Source organism: Melittangium boletus DSM 14713, assembly GCF_002305855.1.
In the GTDB taxonomy this organism is placed as follows: domain Bacteria; phylum Myxococcota; class Myxococcia; order Myxococcales; family Myxococcaceae; genus Cystobacter; species Cystobacter boletus.
Genome location: NZ_CP022163.1, coordinates 1,704,500 through 1,726,079 on the forward strand (window position 1 = coordinate 1,704,500; position 21,580 = coordinate 1,726,079).

At 69.7% G+C, this 21,580-nt stretch carries 18 protein-coding genes; 10 read left to right on the forward strand and 8 right to left on the reverse strand.

The features are described 5' to 3' along the window. Positions 1 to 4: 4 nt before the first annotated feature. Together pilB and MEBOL_RS07260 are read right to left on the reverse strand one after the other, a co-directional pair. The gene (gene pilB, locus MEBOL_RS07255; protein ID WP_095976726.1) at positions 5 to 1,708 is read right to left on the reverse strand and encodes a type IV-A pilus assembly ATPase PilB; all 1,704 of its coding nucleotides are present in this window, start codon (positions 1,706 to 1,708) and stop codon (positions 5 to 7) included. Between the two features lie 183 nt (positions 1,709 to 1,891). Beyond that, positions 1,892 to 2,818, reverse strand: coding sequence for a bifunctional riboflavin kinase/FAD synthetase (locus tag MEBOL_RS07260; RefSeq protein WP_095976727.1), 927 nt, complete (start codon positions 2,816 to 2,818; stop codon positions 1,892 to 1,894). Positions 2,819 to 2,912: 94 nt separating this feature from the next. Between MEBOL_RS07260 and trmB the strand changes: the two genes are divergently transcribed. The 5 genes from trmB to MEBOL_RS07285 all read left to right on the forward strand — a co-directional run bounded on the left by trmB (position 2,913) and on the right by MEBOL_RS07285 (position 6,858). Then, positions 2,913 to 3,533 (forward strand): tRNA (guanosine(46)-N7)-methyltransferase TrmB, encoded by a 621-nt coding sequence (trmB, locus tag MEBOL_RS07265; protein ID WP_095976728.1) that lies wholly within the window; start codon positions 2,913 to 2,915, stop codon positions 3,531 to 3,533. A gap of 157 nt (positions 3,534 to 3,690) precedes the next feature. Further along, positions 3,691 to 4,770, forward strand: a complete 1,080-nt coding sequence (locus MEBOL_RS07270) for a diguanylate cyclase (RefSeq protein ID WP_095982635.1) — start codon at positions 3,691 to 3,693, stop codon at positions 4,768 to 4,770. 45 nt (positions 4,771 to 4,815) lie between these two features. Next, entirely contained in the window at positions 4,816 to 5,232 is a 417-nt protein-coding gene (locus tag MEBOL_RS07275) for a hypothetical protein (RefSeq protein ID WP_095976729.1), read from the forward strand. Between the two features lie 46 nt (positions 5,233 to 5,278). Then, a complete protein-coding gene (locus tag MEBOL_RS07280) occupies positions 5,279 to 6,436 on the forward strand; it encodes a hypothetical protein (RefSeq protein WP_095976730.1) in 1,158 nt (385 codons plus the stop codon). Positions 6,437 to 6,450: 14 nt separating this feature from the next. Then, a complete protein-coding gene (locus MEBOL_RS07285; RefSeq protein WP_095976731.1) occupies positions 6,451 to 6,858 on the forward strand; it encodes a cupredoxin domain-containing protein in 408 nt (135 codons plus the stop codon). A 4-nt stretch (positions 6,859 to 6,862) separates the two neighbouring features. Here MEBOL_RS07285 and MEBOL_RS07290 read toward each other — a convergent pair whose 3' ends face one another. After that, a complete protein-coding gene (locus tag MEBOL_RS07290; RefSeq protein WP_157774801.1) occupies positions 6,863 to 8,440 on the reverse strand; it encodes a DUF4153 domain-containing protein in 1,578 nt (525 codons plus the stop codon). 229 nt (positions 8,441 to 8,669) lie between these two features. Between MEBOL_RS07290 and MEBOL_RS07295 the strand changes: the two genes are divergently transcribed. Beyond that, positions 8,670 to 11,621: a helicase C-terminal domain-containing protein gene (locus tag MEBOL_RS07295; RefSeq protein WP_095976733.1), complete on the forward strand. Its 2,952-nt coding sequence runs from the start codon at positions 8,670 to 8,672 to the stop codon at positions 11,619 to 11,621. A 15-nt stretch (positions 11,622 to 11,636) separates the two neighbouring features. On the opposite strand, the gene MEBOL_RS42610 is transcribed toward MEBOL_RS07295, so the two are convergent. The 3 genes from MEBOL_RS42610 to MEBOL_RS07310 form a co-directional block, all read right to left on the reverse strand. Continuing rightward, positions 11,637 to 12,008, reverse strand: coding sequence for a hypothetical protein (locus MEBOL_RS42610; protein ID WP_245919527.1), 372 nt, complete (start codon positions 12,006 to 12,008; stop codon positions 11,637 to 11,639). 307 nt (positions 12,009 to 12,315) lie between these two features. Continuing rightward, positions 12,316 to 12,846 carry a Wall-associated protein precursor gene (locus MEBOL_RS07305; RefSeq protein ID WP_095976734.1) on the reverse strand — a complete coding sequence of 177 codons (531 nt, stop codon included), beginning with the start codon at positions 12,844 to 12,846 and terminating at the stop codon, positions 12,316 to 12,318. A gap of 27 nt (positions 12,847 to 12,873) precedes the next feature. Continuing rightward, positions 12,874 to 13,836, reverse strand: a complete 963-nt coding sequence (locus MEBOL_RS07310; RefSeq protein ID WP_095976735.1) for a pirin family protein — start codon at positions 13,834 to 13,836, stop codon at positions 12,874 to 12,876. Between the two features lie 104 nt (positions 13,837 to 13,940). On the opposite strand from MEBOL_RS07310, the gene MEBOL_RS07315 reads away from it, so the two are divergent. Beyond that, entirely contained in the window at positions 13,941 to 14,414 is a 474-nt protein-coding gene (locus tag MEBOL_RS07315; RefSeq protein ID WP_095976736.1) for a MaoC family dehydratase, read from the forward strand. 1 nt (position 14,415) lies between these two features. Here the strand turns inward: MEBOL_RS07315 and MEBOL_RS07320 are convergent, their stop codons facing one another. Both MEBOL_RS07320 and MEBOL_RS07325 read right to left on the reverse strand, forming a co-directional pair. Beyond that, positions 14,416 to 15,162: a HEAT repeat domain-containing protein gene (locus MEBOL_RS07320; RefSeq protein WP_095976737.1), complete on the reverse strand. Its 747-nt coding sequence runs from the start codon at positions 15,160 to 15,162 to the stop codon at positions 14,416 to 14,418. Positions 15,163 to 15,221: 59 nt separating this feature from the next. Continuing rightward, positions 15,222 to 15,965 (reverse strand): HEAT repeat domain-containing protein, encoded by a 744-nt coding sequence (locus MEBOL_RS07325; protein WP_095976738.1) that lies wholly within the window; start codon positions 15,963 to 15,965, stop codon positions 15,222 to 15,224. Between the two features lie 71 nt (positions 15,966 to 16,036). Here MEBOL_RS07325 and alaS point away from each other — a divergent pair, with 71 nt between their 5' ends. The 3 genes from alaS to MEBOL_RS07340 are packed head-to-tail and all read left to right on the forward strand — an operon-like array spanning position 16,037 to position 21,572. Then, complete coding sequence (alaS, locus tag MEBOL_RS07330) at positions 16,037 to 18,733, forward strand: alanine--tRNA ligase (protein WP_095982637.1); 2,697 nt, start codon at positions 16,037 to 16,039, stop codon at positions 18,731 to 18,733. Next, complete coding sequence (locus tag MEBOL_RS07335; RefSeq protein ID WP_095976739.1) at positions 18,730 to 19,371, forward strand: DUF4352 domain-containing protein; 642 nt, start codon at positions 18,730 to 18,732, stop codon at positions 19,369 to 19,371. Before alaS ends, MEBOL_RS07335 begins: the two co-directional genes overlap by 4 nt. 26 nt (positions 19,372 to 19,397) lie before the next feature. Beyond that, positions 19,398 to 21,572 (forward strand): Hsp70 family protein, encoded by a 2,175-nt coding sequence (locus MEBOL_RS07340; RefSeq protein WP_245919528.1) that lies wholly within the window; start codon positions 19,398 to 19,400, stop codon positions 21,570 to 21,572. Positions 21,573 to 21,580: the final 8 nt, after the last annotated feature.

Genomic DNA, 21,580 nt, shown 5'->3' on the forward strand with positions numbered 1-21,580 from the left:
GGCGTCAGAAGTTGTCGGGCGCCGTGTTGGCCACCACTTCGTCCAGCGTGGTGACGCCATCCATCATCTTGGCCAGTGCCGACATGCGCAGCGAGCTCATGCCCAGACGGATGGCCTCGGCCTTGAGCTCGGCGGCGGATGCGCCGTTGATGACCAGTTCCTTGAGGCCATCCCAGAAGGGCATGACCTCGTAGATGGCCACACGGCCGCGGTAGCCACGATCATTGCACTCGCGGCAGCCGACCTTCTCGTACATGGTGAAGGTGCCGATCTTCTCGGGCGGCACGCCGGCGTTGATGAGGGCCTGCTCGTCCACGTTCTCCGCGGGCTTCTTGCACGCGGGGCACAGGCGGCGCGCCAGACGCTGGGCGAGGATGAGGTTGAGCGAGGCCGTCACGAGGAAGGGCTCGATGCCCATGTTGAGCAGACGGCTCACCGTGCCCGGGGCGTCGTTGGTGTGCAGCGTGGAGAGCACCAGGTGGCCCGTGAGCGCCGCCTTCACCGCGATTTCACCCGTTTCGAAGTCGCGGATCTCACCGATCATGATGATGTCCGGGTCCTGGCGGAGGAAGGAGCGCAGGGCCGCGGCGAAGTTCAGGCCGATGTCTTCATGCATCTGCACCTGGTTGATGCCGCCGAAGTTGAACTCGACCGGGTCCTCGGCGGTGGCGATGTTGGTGTCCACCTGGTTGAGGGACGAGAGCGCCGAGTAGAGCGTCGTCGTCTTGCCCGAACCCGTGGGGCCCGTCACCAGCACCATGCCGTACGGCCGGTCGATGGCCTCCTTGAACCAGGCGAGCGGCTGCGGATCGAAGCCGAGCTTGGTCATGTCCAGCTGGAGGTTGGACTTGTCCAGGAGGCGGAGCACCACCTTCTCGCCGAAGAGCGTGGGGCACACGCTCACGCGGAAGTCCATCTCCTTGCCACCGCCGAGCTTGATCTTGATGCGGCCGTCCTGGGGCAGGCGGCGCTCGGAGATGTCCAGGTTCGCCATGATCTTGAGGCGGCTGGTGATGGCGTTCTTGAGCTTCATCGGCGGACGCATCACGTCGTAGAGCGAGCCGTCGATGCGGAAGCGCACCCGGAAGTCCTTCTCGTAGGGCTCCACGTGGATGTCCGAGGCGCGCTTCTTGATGGAGTCCTGGAGGATGAGGTTCACGAGCTTGACCACGGGCGCGTCGTCCGCGGCGCGGGCCATCTCCTCGACGTTGCCCTCCTCCTCCTCCTTCGCGACCTCGATGTCGTCGGCGAGCTCCCCGACGAGGGCATCCATGTCCGGGCCCTTCTCCGCGTAGTAGCGCTCGATGGCCTCGCGGATGGAGATCTCCGAGGCGACCACCGGCTCCACGTTGTAGCCGGTGAGGAACTTCAGGTCGTCCACCGCGTAGATGTTGGACGGATCGCACATGGCGACGATCAGCGAGGGACCGGCGCGATTGACGGGGATCACCAGGTGCTTCTCGGCCACTTCCTTCGGCACGAGCTTGATGATCTCCGCGTCGATGTCGAAGTCCTTCAGGTTGATGGCGGGCACGCCGTACTGCTTGGAGAGGAAGTCGGTGAGCTTGGACTCCTCGATGGCGCCCGTCTTGATGAGGGCCGTGCCAATACGCGTGCCCGTCTTCTGCTGCTCTTCCTGAGCCTTGCGCAACTGCTGGACCGAGATGAGGTTCTCACGAACCAGCAGTTCACCAAGTCGACCGGACATTCAGAAGCCTCGAAGCGTGGGGATGAAGTGGCGCCCGCCGTGGGACATCACGGAGGGAAACCACGGATGCGCGAAACCACGGGCGCATGAGTGCCAAGATTAAAGAGAGGGAGACACAGGCCTGTCAAGGCGTCCCAGCCCTCCCCCACTCCTAGCAAGCCATTGAATCCATTCGGGAAAAGTTTAGCCGGACGCCCGGGCGATAACCGCTCGGGCAGCCTCGACGTCCCGCTTGATTTGTCCCACGAGTTCGGCCACCGAGCCAAAACGGCGCTCGGCGCGCAGCCGATCCAGGAACTGCACCCGCATGTCCCGGCCATAGAGGTCCCCGCTGTAGTCGAGCAGGTGCGCCTCGATGGTGATCTCGTTGACGCCGAAGGTGGGTTTGACACCGATGTTGGCCACGCCGGGCAACCACGTGCCCGGGGAGGTGTCGCTCAGGCGCACGCGGATGGCGTACACGCCGGCCGCGGGCCGCAGCTCGTTCTGGGTGTCCACGTTGGCGGTGGGAAAACCAATGCCCCGGCCACGGCCCTGGCCGGTGACGACGGTGCCGTCCAGGTCGAAGGGCCGCCCGAGCAGCCGCTGCGCCGCGCTCACCCGGCCCTCGAGGATGTATTCGCGCACCTTGGAGGAAGAGGCGACGAGCCCATCCACGGTGACGGGCTCCACGCGGTGCACCTCGGCGCCCCGGGCCGCCGCGGCCTCGCGCAGGGTGTCCACGCTGCCCGCGCGCGCGGCGCCGTAGGTGAAGTCGTACCCCACCACGAGGTGGCGCGCGCCCAGCACGTCCAGCAGCGAGGCCTCGAAGTCGCGCGGAGACAGGCGGGCGTACTCCCGCGTGAAGGGCTGCACCACCGCCGCGTCCAGGCCAAGGGACTCGAAGAGCTCCAGCTTGCGCGGCAGGAGCGTGATGAGCTTGGGGGCCAGGTCCGGCTGCAGCACCTTGCCCGGATGGGGCTGGAAGGTGAGCGCGGCCACGGGCACGCCGTGGCGCCGCGCCTCGGCGAAGAGCGCCTGGTGGCCCAGGTGCACCCCATCGAAGTTGCCCAGCGCGAGCGCGCACCCGGCGAGTTCCCGTGCCTCCGTCACTCCGTGAAAGAGCTTCATGAATCCCGGTATAGCGCCAATGGCGTCGCTTTGCCCTGGCCAGACCGCCTCGCCCCATGCGAAGGAGGCTTGGCCACCTCGCGCCCGCGCCGACATGCCCCGTCCTCCCCTGCTCCCCGACCCCGTCGGCCTGCATCTGGCCCACTTGGACACCCCGCCCGATTGGGACGCCGAGTTCGGCTTCCCGGGACCCCTGGAGCTGGAAATCGGCTCGGGGGCCGGGGGCCATGCCCTCGAATACTGCCGCCGCAACCCCCAGGTGCGCTTCGTCGCCTTCGAGTGGCGCAAGAAGTACGCGCGCGACACCCTGGATCGCGGCAACAAGCTGGGCCTGCGCAACCTGCGCGTCATGGAGGCCGACGCCCGCTTCGTGGTGCCCCGCATCTTCGCGTCCGGCTCGCTCGACGCCATCCACCTGCAGTTTCCCGACCCCTGGTGGAAGCGCGCCCACTTCAAGCGCGCCGTCATCCAGCCCGAGTTCGCCAAGCTGCTGCTCGACAAGCTGAAGCCCGGCGGCCTCTTCGACATGCGCACCGACGTGCAGGACCGCGCCGTCGCCATGCTCTCCATCCTGGAGGAGGCCGGCTTCGTCAATCCGCTCGGAGCGGGAGTCTTCCACCCCTATGAGCCCGAGGAGGTGCCCTCCACGCGCGAGCGGCGCTACCTCGCCAGCGGCGAGCCGGTCTACCGCGCCCGCCTGCGCAAGCCCGCCTGACACAGGGACGTCGGAGGGCACGCTCCCCTCCGAGCCGCACTGGGAGTCGCGCCTTGTGCGCCAGGAAGACGGTGAGGCGACTTGGCAGCACGCCGGGATCAGGGAAGAATCGGTCCGCCACGAGGGTCCCCAAGACTCCGGGATGGACGGCAGCGACATGGCGGAAGGCACGACGACAAAGAGGGCGGAGGACACCATGCGCCGGGCCGCGCCCGCGCACCCCCTCGCCGATCGCACCATCCTGCTCGTCGACGACGACCCGGCCAACATCCAACACGTGCGCGAGGGGCTCGCGGGCCCCGGCTACCGCTTCCGCGAGGCCCATGATGGCACCGAGGCCCTGCGCTCCCTGCGCGAGTCGCGGCCGGATCTCATCGTCATGGACGTGGAGATGCCGCGGCTGGGCGGCGTCGAGGTCTGCCGCATCATCAAGGCCAACAGCGGCGAGGGCGGCTTCGGCTTCATCCCCATCATCCTCGTGACGGCGCGCCAGGCGGCCGGCAAGGTGGAGGGGCTGGAGCTGGGCGCGGATGACTACCTGGTCAAGCCCTTCGACATGATGGAGCTGTCCGCGCGCGTGAAGTCCATGCTCCGGCTCAAGGTGCTCCAGGACGCCCTGGTGGAGAAGAACCGCGAGCTGGACTTCAAGAACCGCGAGCTGGACCGCGCCAACAAGGAGCTGGCCCAGAAGCGCGAGGAGCTGCTCAACCTCACGCGCATCGACGCGCTCACGGGCCTCTACAACCGGCGCTACTTCGAGGAGCGGCTGAACGAGGAGTTCGCCCGCTCCTCGCGCTACCGCTCGCCCCTGTCGCTGGTGATGATGGACATCGATCACTTCAAGCGGCTCAACGACACCTACGGCCACCCCTTCGGGGACGAGGTGCTGCGCTCGGTGGCCAAGGCGGTGCGCGGCCGGCTGCGCGAGGTGGACTTCGTGGCGCGCTACGGCGGCGAGGAGCTCATCGCCCTGCTTCCGGAGACGGGCACCAAGGAAGCGCTCGGCGCGTGCGAGCGCATCCGCGAGGCCATCGCCTCCGTCCGGCTGGAGCACCGGACCGCGGACGGCACCCGGCAGGAGGTGCGCTGCACCGCCTCCCTGGGAGTGGCCAGTGTGCCCGACCGGACGCTGCTCGCCACGGAGGACCTCTTGCGCGAGGCCGACACCTGCCTCTACGCCGCCAAGGCGGCCGGCCGCAATTGCGTCCGCCAGTACAGGGACGGTGCCCCGGAGTAAGGAGCCCCTTGGCGAGCGCGGCGCTTTGGCCTACATCAGAGGATCATGCGCCTGCCGCTCGTCGTTTCCCTGCTCCTGCTGGCCGTGCAGACCCTCGGGGGTTGCAACCGGCCCAGCTACGAGACCCCGGTGCGGGCCTACCAGACCTTCCTGCGCTCCGTGCAGCGCGGCGACGAGAAGACCGCCTACGCCACGCTCTCCCAGCCCACCCAGGACGCCCTCAAGGCCAAGGCCCAGGCGGCTTCCGCTGCCTCCTCTGGCGCCGTGAAGGCGGACCCCATGGCCTTTTTTCTCTCGAATATTCCACCCCCAGCGGATGTTGCCGAAGTCACTCTGGCGAGTGAGAACGGGGACGTGGCCCAGGTAAGCGTGGTTTTCTCGGGTGTGACAAAACAAGTCCAGATGGTCCGCGAGACGTCCGGATGGAAGATTGATCTGACGCAGTCCCTCCAGCAGCCGTGAGCATGGACCTCCCCCAGGCCGCTCGCGCATCAGGTAGCCTACGAACGTGAACGATCGGAAGACACGGCGGGTCGTCCCCGCAGTCGAAGTCATCCGGCGCCCGGCAGCCGCCCCTGGCACCGTCTCGCCCACCCCGACGCCCACGGCCACCGTGACGCCCCGGCCCACGCCCCGGCCCACAGCCCCCGCCGCGGTGGCCCCGGTGCCCACGCCCCGGCCCACGCCCTCGCCCCGGCCTCCCGTCACTCCGGCCCCGTCCGAGGCTCCGCACGCCGCCGGAGAGGCCCCCGTGGCGCCCCGGCCCTCGCCCTCGACCCCCGTGGTCCCCCGCCCTGGCCCCTCCTCCAGCGTCCGGCCGTCCGCTCCGGGCATGGGCGCGCGTCCCGGCGGCGGATTCAATCGCCCCCGGGCTCCCCGGCCTCCTCCGACGGCCGAGCAGATCCTCGCGCTCGCCACCAAGGAGCGCGTGCCCGCGCGCATCGCCAAGGGCGAGCTCGAGGGCAAGATGAAGTGCCGCATCTGGCGCAAGCTGCACGCCGAGGAGGCCAAGCGCTTCGATCAGGTGTACACGCTCATGGGCCAGAACCCCGGCCTGTCCCTGCCCGATGGCTTCGGCGTGCTGCAGAGCGGCCTGACCGTGACCGAGTTCCTCGCACGCAAGGAGCGCACCCAGCGCAAGGCCGCCGTGAAGACGGCCCGTGGCGAGGTGGATGACAGCTCGGTGAGCGCCTTCATCGAGGGCCTGGTGGAGAGCAAGACGGAGCTGTCCATCGTGCTCGGCGAGCGCACCGTGCTCGACACCGTGGCCAGCGTGGAGCCCATCTCCTTCGTGCTCGGCCGCAGTGGCCGCCAGGAAAAGCTCCAGGTCGTCCTGATCACCCGCCGCTCGGACTGGGAGCAGCTCATGCCCCACCTGGAGCGCGACCCGAAGCTCACCCAGAAGCCCGCCAGCGTCGCGCGTCAGCCCGACAAGCGGCCCTTCTCCGACCCTCGCCCCTTCCTCGCCCACCAGGGCAAGTACGTGCGCCTCACGCTGCGCAACGGCATCCAGCTCGTCATGCGGCTGCGCACGGTGGGCCGCTTCGACCTGCTCGTGGGTGAGGACGGCCACGAGGTGTTCGTGCCCCTGCACGCCCTGGTGCGCTTCTCCGCCGAGGAGGAGCCGGACCTGGCGTCGGATGACACGGCGGGCGAGACCCCCTAGACCCCAAGGAACCCGTGAAGCCCTTCCTGTCCAAGATCATCAAGCCACTGCTCGCGCTCACCCTGGCCGCCGCGGTGCTGAGCGCCGAGCAGGGCTGCACGAAGAACGCCGAGTCCGCCCCCAGCGCCCCCGTGCCGGAGGGCAAGCCGGGCGAGCCACGCACCCTCGCGCTCTCCATCACCGAGAAGGGCTACGAGCCGAGCCCCGTCACCCTGCGGCAGGGCCAACCCGTCAAGCTGGTGCTGACCCGCACCACGGATCACACCTGCGCGACGGAGATCGTCCTCGACGAGTACAACATCAACACCCCGCTGCCCCTCAACCAGCCGGTGGAGGTGACCTTCACCCCCACCAAGACGGGCAAGCTCGTCTACGGCTGCGCCATGGGCAAGATGATCAGCGGCGTGTTCATGGTGGAGTGACGCCTCACTCCCAGGTCTCGCGCGCTCCCAGCACGGAGTCCATCGCCACCACCTTGTTCTCCGGCACCGGGCACATGCGCCCGGAGGTGAGCGTCGCCGCCCGGTGACGCGCGAGGTGGAAGGCGGGCCAGCCCCCCTGCATCGGCTCGGGGTAACGGCAGAAGGCCTCGTGGAGGCTCGGCGCGAGGCCATCCTCCGACGCCTTCGCCAGATGCGCGGCGAGCACGGGCGCGGCGTCCTCCGAGAGCGCCAGCACGTAGGCATCGTCCCAGGACAGGCCCTGGGTGAATCGCTCCAGATTGCCCCGGGCGATGAAGGCATCGGGGTTGAGCAGATCGAGCGCCGCGATGCAGGCCAGCGCCCCCACGAACGCGCCGATGGCGAAGCGCTCCGGACGCCACCACAGCGTCACCGCCCGCCAGACGAGCACCCCCGCCAGCGCCACCATGAAGACCTGCGTGTAGACGCGCAGATGCGTGTAGCCATAGGCGGCCTCGTAGAGCGCCATGCGCTTCATGGCCGACACGAGCAGCACCAGCACCAGTCCCACCATGACCGAGCACGCCACCCGGAAGGCCTTCACCTGGCCCCCCGTCGTCAGCCGCGTCCAGCGCGTCAGCGCCATGCCGAGCCCCAACGTCAACACCGACACCGCGAGCAGCTCGAAGAATCCCCGCCGGGCGTATCCGGCGTAGGTGACGCCCTCGGGCAGCCGCGCCACGCCCCACAGGAAGGCGCACTGGATGAAGGTGAAGACCAGGAAGAGCACGTCCACCAGGCCCAGCAGCGTGATGCATTCGGTGAAGCCCAGACGCGCCGCGACCGGTGCCACCTCCACCTCGCCCAGCTCCCGCGCCCGGCGCCGCCGCAGCGCCTGCGCGAGCAGCCCGAGCACCCCCAGCGCGCTGGCGCCCACGAACAGGCCCCGCCACACCGTCCCCAGGGAAAACAGCTGGACGAGCCAGGACAGACTTCCCATCACCATCGCCTCGAACACGGCGTCCGCCGACACGAGCAACTCGGTGAAGACGACGAGCACGGGCAGGGCGAGCAGGGCGCCCCGCGCCACCGGAAGCCATCTCGACAGCTGGCCCCTCACCGGCCAGCGCCCCACCTCCGAGTGCACCACGCCCACCGACTGGGTCACGGCATGCCCCAGGCTCTCCATCGCGGCGAACGGATAGCCCAGCAGACCCAGCCGCTCCACGCGCCCCGCCGCCCAGAAGTGCGTCAGCAACAACCCCAGGAACAAAGTGGCGAGCACGTTGAGCGCCGTGAGCAGGGGGCTCGCGCGCACGAACACCATCCCGGAGAAGAACAGCAGGGGCCCCAGCATCCACGCATTGGGACGGGCGCGCTGCCAACCCTCGCGGCCGCCCAGGACGAGCAGCACCCCCACGAGCAACCCGGAGAACAACGGAACGGAGACCCCCAGGGCGGGCCCATCGAAGAACACCTCGGCACAGACGCCCAGCCCGAGCGCCGCCAACAGGGTCGCGCGCGGATGGCGCAACCGGGGCGTCGTGGCCGAGGGCGAGAGGGAGACATCGGGGAGGGGCAGGCCGGTGGCCGTGGGCGTCATGGCGGAACTCCGTGAGCAGGCATTGGCGGAATGCCGGACACCCTGGACCCGCCCGGCCGCCCGGTGGGCATCGTCCAGGCGAACGGTCGAATCCCCGGGATGAACGGTCGCGGCCGGTGAAGCCCTCACCTCTCCCCGTGAAGTCCCGGACAAACGCCCGCCCCCGGACCCCATACAGTTGGTTTCTCGGCATGACGCCCGAAGGCGGGTAGGCTGCTCGTTCCTACCCATGGGCGGCGCGGCGGAGCTCTTCACCCGACACGTGTTTCTCGACCTCGAAACAACGGGGTTGGATCCGCGCGTCGACGAGGTCATCGAACTCGGGGCGCTCTTCATCGAGAACGGCCGCGTCACCGAGCGCTACGCGCAATTCTTCACCGCCTCGCGTCCCCTCCCCCTCACCATCCGCCGCCTCACGGGCATCGAGGACGCCCAGCTCGCCGGACAGCCCCGGCTCGAACAGAAGGCCGCCGAGTTGCGCGACAAACTCGCGGGCTGGACCGTGGTGGCCCACAACGCCTCCTTCGAGAAGGGCTTCCTCCCGGACATCCTCGGCCCCCTGCGCTCGCCCGTGCTCGACTCGTGCGAGTTGATGCACTACCTGCACCCGGAGCTGTCCAGCCACTCCCTGGAATCGCTCCTGCGCTGGGCCGGCAAGGGCCCTCGCGAGCGCCACCGCGCCATGACGGACTGCGAGGCCACCTTCTCCGTGCTGCTGCACGCCCTGGAGGGCTGTGTGAACGAGGGGCGCGCCGAGGACCTCGCGGACCTGCTGGAGACGCTCGATCCGCGCGCCGGACTGCGGCTGGCGCAGATCGAGGCGGGCGAGGAAGGCGAGGAGGTGGAGGGCTCGCTCGACCCGGACGCGGCGCCCCTCGTCAGCTTGCTCACGGGCGCGTGGAAGCTGTGCCGCGCACGCCCCGCCGCCCTGAAGCTGTCGGCCTCGGGTTTCCTTCCCGGACGGCCCGAGCGCCAGCGCTCCAATGGCACCCGGCCTCCGGACGAGCCGCCCGGCGAGGACATCCCCGTGGTGCCCGTACGCCCCGAGGAGGTCTCCGCCCTGCTCGGTACCGGCGGCGCCCTGGCCCACGCCCACGAGTCCTTCGCCGTCCGCCCCGCCCAGCTCGAGATGGCCCAGGCCGTGGCGCGCACCCTGTCCGAGGGAGGCCAGCTCGCGGTGGAGGCCGGCACCGGCACGGGCAAGTCGCTCGCGTACCTGACACCCGCCGCGCTCTTCACCGTGCGCAATGGCCGCAAGGTGGGTGTGGCTCCCCATACCAAGACGCTCCAGGATCAGCTCATCGAGAAGGACCTGCCCCGGCTGCACCGCGCCACGCAAGGGGCCTTCTCCTACGCGCTGCTCAAGGGCCAGACGAACTACCTGTGCCGCCGCCGCGCGCTGGACGTCACCCGCGTGGAGCCCGGCATGAGCCACGCCGCGCGCGCCCCTCGCGCCTACCTGCGCGCCCTCCTGCGCCGCGGCCCCGATGGAGACCTCGACCGGCTCAGCCACTGGTTCCGGGACCGCTTCCCCGTGCTGCATGCGCTCGCCCCGGCCGTGCGCTCGGAGGCGGCCACCACGCTCGGCGAGCGCTGCCCGCACTACCACCGCTGCTACTACCACTCGGCCGTCGCCCAGGCGCGCGAGGCCGACGTGCTCGTCATCAACCAGTCGCTCGCCTTCGCCTGGCCCGCGCGCTACCCGAAGTTGGATCACCTGGTGCTCGACGAGGCACACGAGGTGGAGGACGTCGCCACCACCGCCCTGTCCTCGGAGCTGTCGGATCACGCCTTCTCGCGGCTCGCCGAGCGGCTGCACGGGCGCGATGGACGGCGCGGCCTCTTCGCCGAGCTGCGCCGGGCCCTGTTCGCCTCGCGGCGCGCGGAAGCCCGCGTGTTGATGAGCGAGATCGAGGGCGCCCTTCACGACGTGGGCACGAGCGTCAAGGATTTGGGCGATCGGGTGATGGCCCTGTGCGAGCCCGCCGCGGCGAACGCCTCCGAGGCCGACGACGAGTCCTCCTACGCCCCCGAGCTGCGCATCACCCCCGAGGTGCGGCGCGCCGCCACGTGGGCTCCCGTGCGCGAGGGACTGCTGGAGGTCCGCGAGTGCCTACAGACCCTGCACAAGCGGCTCACCGTGGGCGTGGCCGAGGTGCTGCCGGACCTCTCGGTGCGGATGCCGCCGCTGGAGCGGGAGCTCGCGGGCGGCGTGGCGGAGGTGCAGGAGCTGGCCACCCTGGCCTCGGAGTTGTCCGATGACCCCGCGGAGGGCCGGTGCTACGCGGCCACGGCGGTGCCTCGCAAGCAGCGCTGGACGTTGATCGCCCAGCCCGTGAACGTGGCGGGCTACGTGTCGCGGGACTTCGCGCAGAACAAGCGCTCGCTCGTGCTGGCCTCGGCCACGCTGAGCACGGGCACCGAGCGGGTGCCCTACGTCCTCGGACGGCTGGGCCTGGACGGACGCAACGAGGGAATCCCTCCCCCCCGGCTGCTGCGCGCGCCCACCCCCTTCGACCTGCGGAAACAGGCGCTCGTGGTGCTGGTGACGGATGCGCCGCGCGCGCACGAACAGGCGTTCATCGACTGGGCGGCGACCCGGATGTCCGGCATGGCACAGGTGATGGGCGGACGGGTGCTGGGCTTGTTCGCCTCCACGCGGCGGATGGAGCGGGTGGCGGATCAGCTCCGGGCGAAGCTGGAGCCCCAGGGCATCGAGGTGATGCGTCAGTCGCGAGGACACAGCCGCTCGCTGGCGGCGCGACAGGAGAAGGACACCGGCACCGTGCTGCTGGGCACCAAGAGCTTCTGGCAGGGCGTGGACATCCCCGGCCGGGGCGTGGGGTGCGTCTTCATCGACAAGCTCCCCCTGGAGCCCGCCAGCCGCCCGCTCGTGGCATCGCGCGAGGAGACGCTCGCCCGGGGTGCCCACGCGCACCTGGGCTTCCTCCAGTACCGGCTGCCGCGCTCCCTCCTGATGCTGCGCCAGGGCGTGGGCCGACTCATCCGCTCGCACGCGGACCGGGGCGTGGTCGTCATCGCCGACCCAGGCCATTCGAGCTACCGGCAGGCCCTGCTCGATGCGCTCGCCGGCTACCGCGTGGAGATGCTTCCGTGGTCCGAGGCCCGCCTGCTCCTGTTCTCCACCCTCGACGAGATGGGACTCATCCGCAGGGCGTGAGCTCCCCTTGGGACATCAGGCCGAACCGTGCTTCGTGCCAGGCAACGGATGCGGCGCCAGCGGCTCCCAGATGTACTCCTCGCTGGGCGTCAATCGCAGGTTGGTGAAACCATGCCGCTCCACGAAGCGTGCGAAGCGCTCGGAGACGGTCAACCAGCCATGCAGTCCTCGTGGCCGGAAGATGTCCTCCTGCTGCCAGCTCCCGGGCTCCAGCGAGAAGCCATGAATGGTGTCCAGGTGGACGGACAGGCACTCGGGGCAGGAGGGGGGCGCCGGAAAACGGAGGCGGCTGCGCTTCAGGTCCAGTGCACCACGACCAAAGCAGGCCGTGACGAACAGGAAGCGTGGAGGCGCGGAGGATTTGGGGCCGCGGCGCTTCCCACGCACCCGACGGACCTCCACGGGGTGGAAACCGTCGAGACCTGTCAGCCCTTCGTCACGGAACGCCCGGGCAAAACGCTCCGACACCAGAAGATCGTCCCCTGACCCTTGAAGGAAATCCCCGAGTTCCGCTCCGTGCAGGATCAGATCGCACCGGTAGGGAGGAAGCCATGTCCTCATCCCGATGCCAACGCCACAACGAGGACAGTGAACCCCCTGCGCACGGTTGATCGGCTCGACAGTATCGACGTCCGCGTCATACCGGGATCCGAGCACGCCTTCTTCCAGAACGAAGAAGCGCTCGGGGGAAGTCTCAGAATCCACGGGGAAATCTCACTCGCATCGAGGGCCGACTGTAGATCTCTCGCAGGAACGCCTCGAACTGCTTCGGTGTCGCCTGACGATAACGCCGGAGCCAGGAGATGACTTCCTTGTCCACCTCCCGGTGCCACGATTGGTAACCACAATGGGAGGGCTCATCCACCGCGCGTGTAACGAAACGTGGATCACGAGCGGTGTAGAGCCCTCGCAGGGTGATGTGTTGATCCAACTCCTTGGCGATGGGCCTGGAGATGACGTGATGATTCTGTCCCTTGCAATCGGGAGGTTCAGGCTCATCGGAAGAGGCCTGGGCTTCGGCTTCGATTGCTTCCCCGGCCTTGCCCACCTCCTCCGCGACCCTGGCCAACGTCAGGGCCTTGTCCACCGCATCCGCCAACTTCGGATCCGTCTCTCGCAATACCGCGCAGGAGCTGACCATCCCCTGCTTGCAGTGACACACAAGGGAGAGGTCGTTTGGCGCGCACGGCACCTGAGTCAACAACAGCAACAGAATCGAGAGCACGCCCACCTCCGCGAGAAAGCCCCGCGCTCACGCCTTGTCCAGCACGCCGTTCTGGTAGTCCTGGATGGCCTGACGGATCTCCGCCTCGGTGTTCATCACGAAGGGGCCACGCTGGACGATGGGCTCGCGCAGGGGCTTGCCCGCCGCGACGAGCACCGCGCTCCGCTGGTTCGTCGCGCGAACGCGCAGCCTCTTCCCCGAGCCCAACAACGCGAGGTTCCCCGCTCGCACCGTCTTCGTCTTCGCCTCGGGACCGAACTCGACCTCGCCTTCGTGCACGAACGCGAACGCCGTGTGCTCCCCGGGCAACTCCCATTCGACCGGCTGGTCATCCTCCAACCGCAGGGTGAAGAGCACGGGCTCGGTCGGGCGCTCTCGCACGGGACCCACCAGTCCGTTCAATCCTCCCGCGATGATGCGCACGTGGCTGCCCGCCGCCGACAGCTTCGCCTCGCTCAGGCGCTCCGGCTGCAGGTCCTGGTAGTACGGCGCGCACATCTTCTCCCTCGCGGGCAGGTTGACCCAGAGCTGGAAGCCGGACATCAGCCCCCGCTCCTGCTCGGGCATCTCCGAGTGGATGATGCCCCGCCCCGCCGTCATCCACTGCGACCCCGCGCCCAGGATGAGCCCCGAGTTGCCCTGGCTGTCACGGTGCCGCATGTGCCCATCCAGCATCACCGTCACCGTCTCGAAGCCCCGGTGCGGATGGTCGGGAAAGCCCGCGATGTACGCGCCCGGATCATCCGAGTGGAAGTGGTCCAACATCAGGAAGGGGTCCAGGTGGCGCAGCGCGGACTGGCCGATGACGCGGGTCAGCCGCACGCCCGCGCCGTCCGTCGCGGGGATGCCGCGCAGGGTCTCGAGCACCAACCGGTCGGACGTGGGGATGTACGCGGGAGCGCGTGAATCGCCCCCGGGACGGCACCCCGCCGCCACGGCCGCCGTGGCCAGCAGGGAGTCGAAGAAGAACCGCCGACGCGTCATCGTCATGAGACGAGTCTGGCAAACCGTCCGGAACGCGGCGACCCGAAAACGAGTGGCGCGCGCCATGACATTATCACCATAATATAAGCCCCTCGACAGGAGAGGTTCACATGGCGACTCCGGCGGAAGCCCTGAGCCAGGCACGGCTCTATCTCGACGATTTCCAGGTGGGTCAGCGGTTCAAGAGCGGCACCCACGCGATGGACGCGGAGCAGATCCAGGCGTTCGCCCGACAGTTCGATCCCCAGCCCTTCCACCTGGACGACGCAGCCGCCCGGGGCACCCTGTTCGAAGGACTGGCCGCGAGCGGTTGGCACACGGCGGCCATCACCATGCGGCTCCAGGTGGAGGGCGGCTGTCCCATCGCGGGAGGAATCGTCGGCGCGGGCGGAGAGATCAGCTGGCCCCGGCCCACGCGTCCCGGAGACATCCTCCACGTCGAGAGCGAGGTGCTGGCGGTGACGCCGTCCCGCTCACGCCCTGACCGAGGCATGGTCACGCTGCGCAGCGAGACGCGCAATCAACATGGGGAGGTCGTGCAGCTCCTCACGGCGAAGCTCGTGGCGCACCGGCGCGCGCCATAGCTCACGTGTCCCACTCGAACGTGTCCGCGGCCTCCTCGATGATCCGGGGCGCGAGTGCCTTGAGCAGATCCTCCGGCTTCGCGCCCGACGCCTGGAGCTCCACGTCTCCGAGCAGCGCCTGGTCCGGATAGCTGATGCATACGATCGTCACGCGCAGGCCTCCGGACTCGGTCTCGTGGATCTCCCCCTGCAACCGGTAGCCGCGCACGCCGAACTTGCGCAACACGCCCAGCGCCGCCGCCTTGTTCTCCTTCGCGGGCGCCAGCCACGCGCCCATCTTCGTGAGCTTGCGCCGCATGCGCGCCTCGGTGACGCGCAGCACCTCGGGCTTCACCTGGCCCGACTTGTCCTTCAACTCCACCAGCGACACGTAGAGCTTGGGGTGCTGTTCCTTCAAGGACTGCAATACCTTGAGCGACGTCTGGATGGCCGTCTTCGTCGCCGCGTCCGTCTCGCCCTTGCGCGCCTTGAGGCAGTCCAATCCCGCCAGTTCCTCGAGCTTCCCCAGCGCCTGGGCCGCCGCGGCGCGGACCTGCTCGCTCGGATCCTTCAGGCCCTCGCACAGGGGCGGCAAGGCCTCGGGATCATCCGAGGCCCCCAATCCCGACGCGGCCTTCGAGCGCGCCTGAGGATCCTGCCCTTGTCCAAGCTGCCGGCTCAGGCTCGCGATTCGAGCGTCCACCTGGGACACCGCGGGGGAAACCACCACGAACATCAAGAAGAAGGGGATGAGAGGCGAACACCGCATGTCGGGTCATTCCATCCTAGCGTGCGTAACCCGCGGAACCCATCCACCCCCTGTCCCCCCTACTTCCACTTGTACGAGGCCGCGGTCTCCTCGATGGCCTGGGGCACGAGCGCCGCGAGCAGGTCTCCCGGCTCGGCATCGGCGCCCTGGACTTCCACCGTCCCCAGAAGCTGCTTGCCAGGATAGCGCATACACACCACCGAGAGCTTGAGCCCTCCCGCGCTCCCCGGACGGATTTCTGGCAACAACCGGTAGCCCGGCAGCTTGCGCTTCGCCAGGAGCGCCTTCGCCTCCGCCTCGCTCTGCTTCGCGGGCGCCAGCTCGGCGCCCCGCTGGAACAACTTGCGCCGCAAACGGGCCTCGGTGAGCTTCACCAGCTCCGGCGACAGCGTCCCCGTGGAGTCCTTCACCTCGCCCAGCATCACGTACACGCGGGCCGGCCGCGCCCGGAGCGCCTTCGTGGCGCTCACCGCCGACGCCAGGGCCCGCTGGACCGAGGGCTCCTGTTCGTCCGTGCGTGCTTCCAGGCACTCCAGGGCGCCCGGCTCTCCCAATACCTCCAGGGCCTTGGCCGCCGCGGCGCGCACCTCGGGGGCCTCGTCCGCGAGTCCGGCGCACAGTGGCCCCAAGGCCTCCGGGTCCTCCGAATCGCCCAGGACACGCGCCGCCTGGACCCGGTGCGCGGGGGCCACACCCTGTTTCAGCGTCCGGGCCAGGGAGGCCGTCTGGGCGTCCGTCTGGGCCAGGACGGTGGTTGGGAAGGCAAGCAGCAGGGCGGCGACAAGGTGGGAGGAGGAGCGCATGTCAGGAAGGGAGCCTAGCCCGGTCTACAAGAAAGGCAGCATCCCCCCCTCTTGTGGCATATACCCTCACCATGTCCTCTGCCCTGTCCGCCTCCCAGATTCGCGAGGCGTTCCTCCAGTTCTTCGAAGGGCGCGGTCATCGCCGCGTCGCGTCGTCGTCCCTCGTCCCCCAGAACGACCCCACCCTGCTGTTCACCAACGCGGGCATGGTGCAGTTCAAGGACGTCTTCACCGGCCGCGAGAAGCGTGACTACTCGCGCGCGACCACGTCGCAGAAGTGCGTGCGCGCGGGCGGCAAGCACAACGACCTCGACAACGTGGGCTACACCGCGCGCCACCACACGTTCTTCGAGATGCTCGGCAACTTCTCCTTCGGCGACTACTTCAAGGCCGACGCCATCGCGTACGGCTGGGAGTTCGTGACGAAGACGCTGGGCATCGACACCGCGCGGCTGGCCGTCACCGTGTTCAACGGCGAGGGCGGCATCCCCTGGGACGAGGAGGCCTACGAGCTGTGGGCGAAGCAGGGCGTGCCACGCGAGCGCATCTACAAGCTCGGGCTCAAGGACAACTTCTGGGCCATGGGCGACACCGGCCCGTGCGGCCCGTGCTCGGAGATCCACTACCACCAGGGCGATGACATCCCCTGTGCCGAGGTGGCCGCGGGCCGCGCGTGTCAGGGCGTGGCGTGCGACTGCGACCGGTGGCTGGAGATCTGGAACCTCGTGTTCATGCAGTTCGAGCGCAAGGAGAAGGACGCGCCGCTCATCCCCCTGCCCAAGCCGTCCATCGACACGGGCGCGGGCCTGGAGCGCGTCGCCTCCGTCGTGCAGGGCAAGCGCTCCAACTACGACACGGACCTGTTCCAGGACATCCTCTCGCGCGTGAGCGAGCTGGTGGGCAAGCCCTACACCCAGGAGGACGGGGCCTCCATGCGCGTGGTGGCGGACCATGCCCGCGCGGCCGCCTTCCTCATCGCCGATGGCGTGCAGCCCTCCAACGAGGGCCGGGGCTACGTGCTGCGCCGTATCATGCGCCGCGCCATCCGCCACGGCTCGCTGCTGGGGCTCGACGAGCTGTTCTTCTTCAAGGTCGTCGACCGCGTCATCGAGCTCATGGGCGACGCCTACTCCGAGCTGCGCGAGAGCCGGACGTTCCTGCTGGAGGTGTGCAAGTTCGAGGAGGAGAGCTTCCGCAAGACGCTCAACCGCGGCCTCAAGCTCATCGACGAGGAAGTGGCCCGGATGAAGAGCGCGGGCGAGACGCAGCTCAAGGGCGACAAGGTGTGGGATCTGCACAGCACCTACGGCTTCCCGTGGGATCTGACGGAGATCATCCTGCGCGAGCGCGGCTTCGGCACCGACGTGGAGGGCTTCAACCAGAAGAAGAAGGAGGAGGCCGAGCGGGGCGAGGACTCCACCCTCAACAAGGACAAGGCCGTGGGCGCGGTGTACCACCAGCTGCTCGAGCGCCTGGGCACCACGGAATTCCTCGGCTACGAGGGCCTGGGCCACGAGGGCGAGGGCTCCGTGCGCGCCATCCTCAAGGGCGGCGCCGAGGTGGCCGAGGCCCATGCGGGAGACGAGGTGGAGCTGGTGCTCGACCGCACGCCCTTCTACGGCGAGTCCGGCGGCCAGACGGGTGACACGGGCCGCGTCGTGGGCCACGGCGGCAAGGCGGTGGCGCAGGTGTCCGACGCGCAGCGCCCGGTGCCGGGGCTCGTCGTGCACCACACGAAGGTGACCGAGGGCTCCTTCAAGGTGGGCGACATGGTGCAGGCGAGCGTGGACGGCGAGCGCCGCTCGTCCATCCGCGCCAACCACTCGGCCACGCACCTGTTGCACCGCGCGCTCAAGCTGGTGCTCGGCGAGCACGTGAAGCAGGCCGGCTCCGTGGTGGCCGCGGACTACCTGCGCTTCGACTTCTCGCACTTCTCGCCCATGACGCCCGAGCAGCAGGAGCAGGTGGAGGATCTGGTCAACGGCTGGGTGCGCGAGAACACCGAGGCCCAGACGCGCATCATGAGCCTGGACGAGGCGAAGAAGTCCGGCGCCGTGGCCATGTTCGGCGAGAAGTACGGCGAGACGGTGCGCGTCGTCACGGTGCACCCCCAGACGACCGAGCTGTGCGGCGGCACCCACGTGCGGCGCAGCGGGGACATCGGCCTGTTCAAGATCGTCTCCGAGAGCGGCGTGGCCTCGGGCGTGCGGCGCATCAACGCCGTCACCGGCCTGGGCGCGCTGCAGTACGTGCGCGAGACCGAGCGCGAGCTCAAGAAGGCCTCCGAGCTGATGAAGACCACGCCCAAGGATCTGGTCAAGCGCGTGGAGGCCACGCAGAAGCGCGTGAAGGAGCTGGAGCGCAAGGTCGAGGAAGTGACCGTGAAGGCCCAGACGGGCTCCAGCAAGGATCTGCTCGAGCAGGCGCGCGACATCAACGGCATCAAGGTGCTCGCCACGCGCATGGACCCGGCGGACCCGAACGTGTTCCGGGGTCTGGCCGACCAGCTGAGGGATCGGATCAAATCCGGCGTGGTGCTCATCGGCGGCGAGAAGGACGGCAAGGCCGTGCTCATGGTGGCCGCCACCCAGGACGTGGTGAAGCGCGGCATCAACGCGGGCGCGCTGCTGCGGGAGCTGGCCAAGGAGGTCAACGGCCGCGGCGGAGGCAAGCCGGACCTGGCCCAGGGCGGAGGCGAGGATCCCTCGCGCATCCCCGCCGCCTTCGACAAGCTCTACGAGCTGGTGAAGGGGACGAACCTCGCATGAGCGTCCACTCCCGGGTGCTCGCCGCGCTCCTGTGCGCATCCGCGTGGCTGGGCGGATGCAAGGACCAGCCCGAGCCAGAACCGACCACGGACCGCACGCTGGAGCAGCTGCGCCTGGAAGTGGAGCGTGTGAACAAGGGAGGCGCGCCCGCCGCGCCTCCCGACGCGCCCGTCGATCCCAACGAGCGGCTGGCCCAGCTCGCCGCGGCGCAGGACGCGGACGCGCCCAAGCGCCTCTCGCTCGTCTCGCGCGAGGCCGTGCGCGTGAACGACGGGTTCGAGGTGCGGCCCGCGGGCCTGGAGGCCATGCACACGCTGCGCGGCACGGGCAAGCTGTCGCTCACCACCGACGAGTACTTCGTGCGCCTGACGCTCGAGACCCGGAACAGGGGCCAGGAGCCCGCGAGCCTGAGCCTGTCGAACGCGAGGCTCGTGGACGAGGCGGGGAAGGAATACGCCATCGCCCGGGACGCGCAGAACGTGGGCGGCACCCGTCAGTTGGACCTCACCCAGGCGGAGAGCGACCAGGGGCAGTCGCTCGTCCTCGTTTTCGAGGTGCCCGAATCCGCGCTCGCGCCCGGGCTGGAACTCCTGGTCCCCACCCGCGGCGGTCCGGACGCCCGCATTCCCCTGCGATGACGGCGCTCCGGAGGCGGTGACGGACGGTGACGGCCGAGTCCAAACTGCTCCCGATGCGCATCCGCCTTCCGTACGCGACGGAGGCGGAATTCATCGCGAAGTATGGCCCGCACGTCGCGCGCGGAGGCCTCTTCCTCGCCACGCGTTCCCCCAAACCCGAGGGCACGGGACTCGCCTTCGAGCTGGTGCTGGCCGATGGAGGGCGCCTGCTGCGCGGCGAGGGCGTGGTGGTGAAGTCCGTCACCGAGGGCCCTCGCGCCGGAATGACGGTGCGCTTCGTGCGCCTGGACGCGCATAGCAAGGCGCTCATCGACCGCATCGTGGACGCGCGCGCTCCGGCGCCCGCTCCCGCGCCGCCGCCAAAAGCCCCCGAGACAGCGCGGCGCGCACGGCCCGTCATCACCGCCGAGGCCCTTCGCAAGCAAGCCGAGCGGGTGCCCATGCCCGCCGCGCCCAAGCCACCCCCTCCCACACCCCCGCCGCCCGAGCCTCCACCGCCCGAGCCTCCACCTCCCCCGGCCCCTCCGGCTCCGGAACCGGTCGTGGCGCCGTCCCCCGAGCCCCTTGAATTCAAGGGACGCCGCCGCTCCATCCTCGAGGTGCCCCTCGCTCCGCCCGTCACCGCCGCGCCTCGCGAGGTGGTGCTCGGCATCGATCTGGGCACCTCGTGGGCGCGCGCCGCCGTCCACCACCAGGGCACCCCGCGGCGCATTCCCCTGGGCTCGGGACACGCCCTGCCCTCGCTGCTCGCCGTGAACGAAGCGGGAGACATCCTCGTGGGCGAGGCGGCCCGGTCCGAGGCCGAGCGAATGCCCGCCCATGCCCTCCTGGGACTCCACCGCTTCCTCGGCCGACGCGCGCGCTCGCCCTTGGTTCGCTCGCTGGGCGCTCCACCGCCCTTCCTCCTCCAGGAAGGCCCCCAGGGCGACGCGAGCCTGGAGCTGCACGGCCAGCCCCACCTCCTGCCCACGCTCGCCGCCCGGCTCCTGCGCGAGCTCAAGTCCTCCGCCGTCACCTTCCTCGGCCATGACGTCACGCGCACGGTCCTGTGCGTCCCCGCCCACTTCGATGACCGGCAGCGCGCCGCCATGCGCGAGGCCGGCACGCTCGCCGGGCTCGAGGTCCTGCGCATCCTCAATGCCCCCTCGGCCGCGGCGCTCGCCTTCGGCCACGAGCGCGGACTCGCCCGCAAGCGCCTGCTCGTGGTGGAGCTCGGAGGGGGCGGGCTCGACGTGTCCGTGGTGCAGCTCACCGGCGATGACCTCGAGGTCATCACCACCGGGGGCGATCCCACCCTGGGTGGCCTGGACTTCGACGCGCGCATCGCCGAGGCGCTCGCCAGTGCCCTCCAGGAGCAGGGCCTGCCCCGGCCCCAGAAGCCTTCCGACTGGGTGCCGCTGCTGCTCGCCGCCGAGTCCGCCAAGATCGCCCTGAGCGAGCGCGACGAGGTCACCCTGCCGCTGCCGGGAAGCCCCACGCCCTTCGTGCTGCAACGCGAACGGCTGGAGACGCTGACCGCGGACCTCGTGCAGCGCATCACCCTCGGCGTGCGGCAGGTGCTCGAGTCCAGCGCGCTCACGCCCCAGGGGCTCGACGAGGTGCTGTTGCTCGGTGGGCAGGGCCGTGCGCCGCTCGTGCGCCGCCGGTTGGAGGAGAGCCTGGGCGTGCCGGTGCGCATGGAGGGAGATCCCCTGCATTCGGCGGCGCTCGGCGCGGCGCTGCTGGGTCAGGGGCTGCTGGACGCCGCGACGGGCAAGCCCGGCGCCACCGTGTCCGAGGTGCTGTCCGTGCCCCTGGGCGTGGCCGAGCGCGGGGGCACGCTGCGGCGCGTCCTCGAGCGCAACACCCGCCTGCCCGCGGAGAAGACGCTCGTGATTCCGGTGACGCCCGGGCCCCTCACGCTCGTGCTCTTCCAGGGGCAGTCCCCGGTGGCCGTGGACAACGAGTACCTCGGCACCCTCACCTTCTCCATCGATCGTCCGGGCGAGGCCGAGGTGCACTTCAGCCTGTCGCAGGACGGCACGCTCTCGCTCGCCGCGACCCTGCCCTCCGCCCGCCGCCACTCCATCACCCTCGCCACGGAGCTGCCCGAGGACGCGGAGCTGGAAGCGCTCATCTCGCGCTCGCCCCTGGAAGGCGAAGCCGGCGCGAAACCGGGCGGACTGCTGTCGGGCCTGCGCAAGCTCTTCGGCCGCCGCTAGCAGGACGA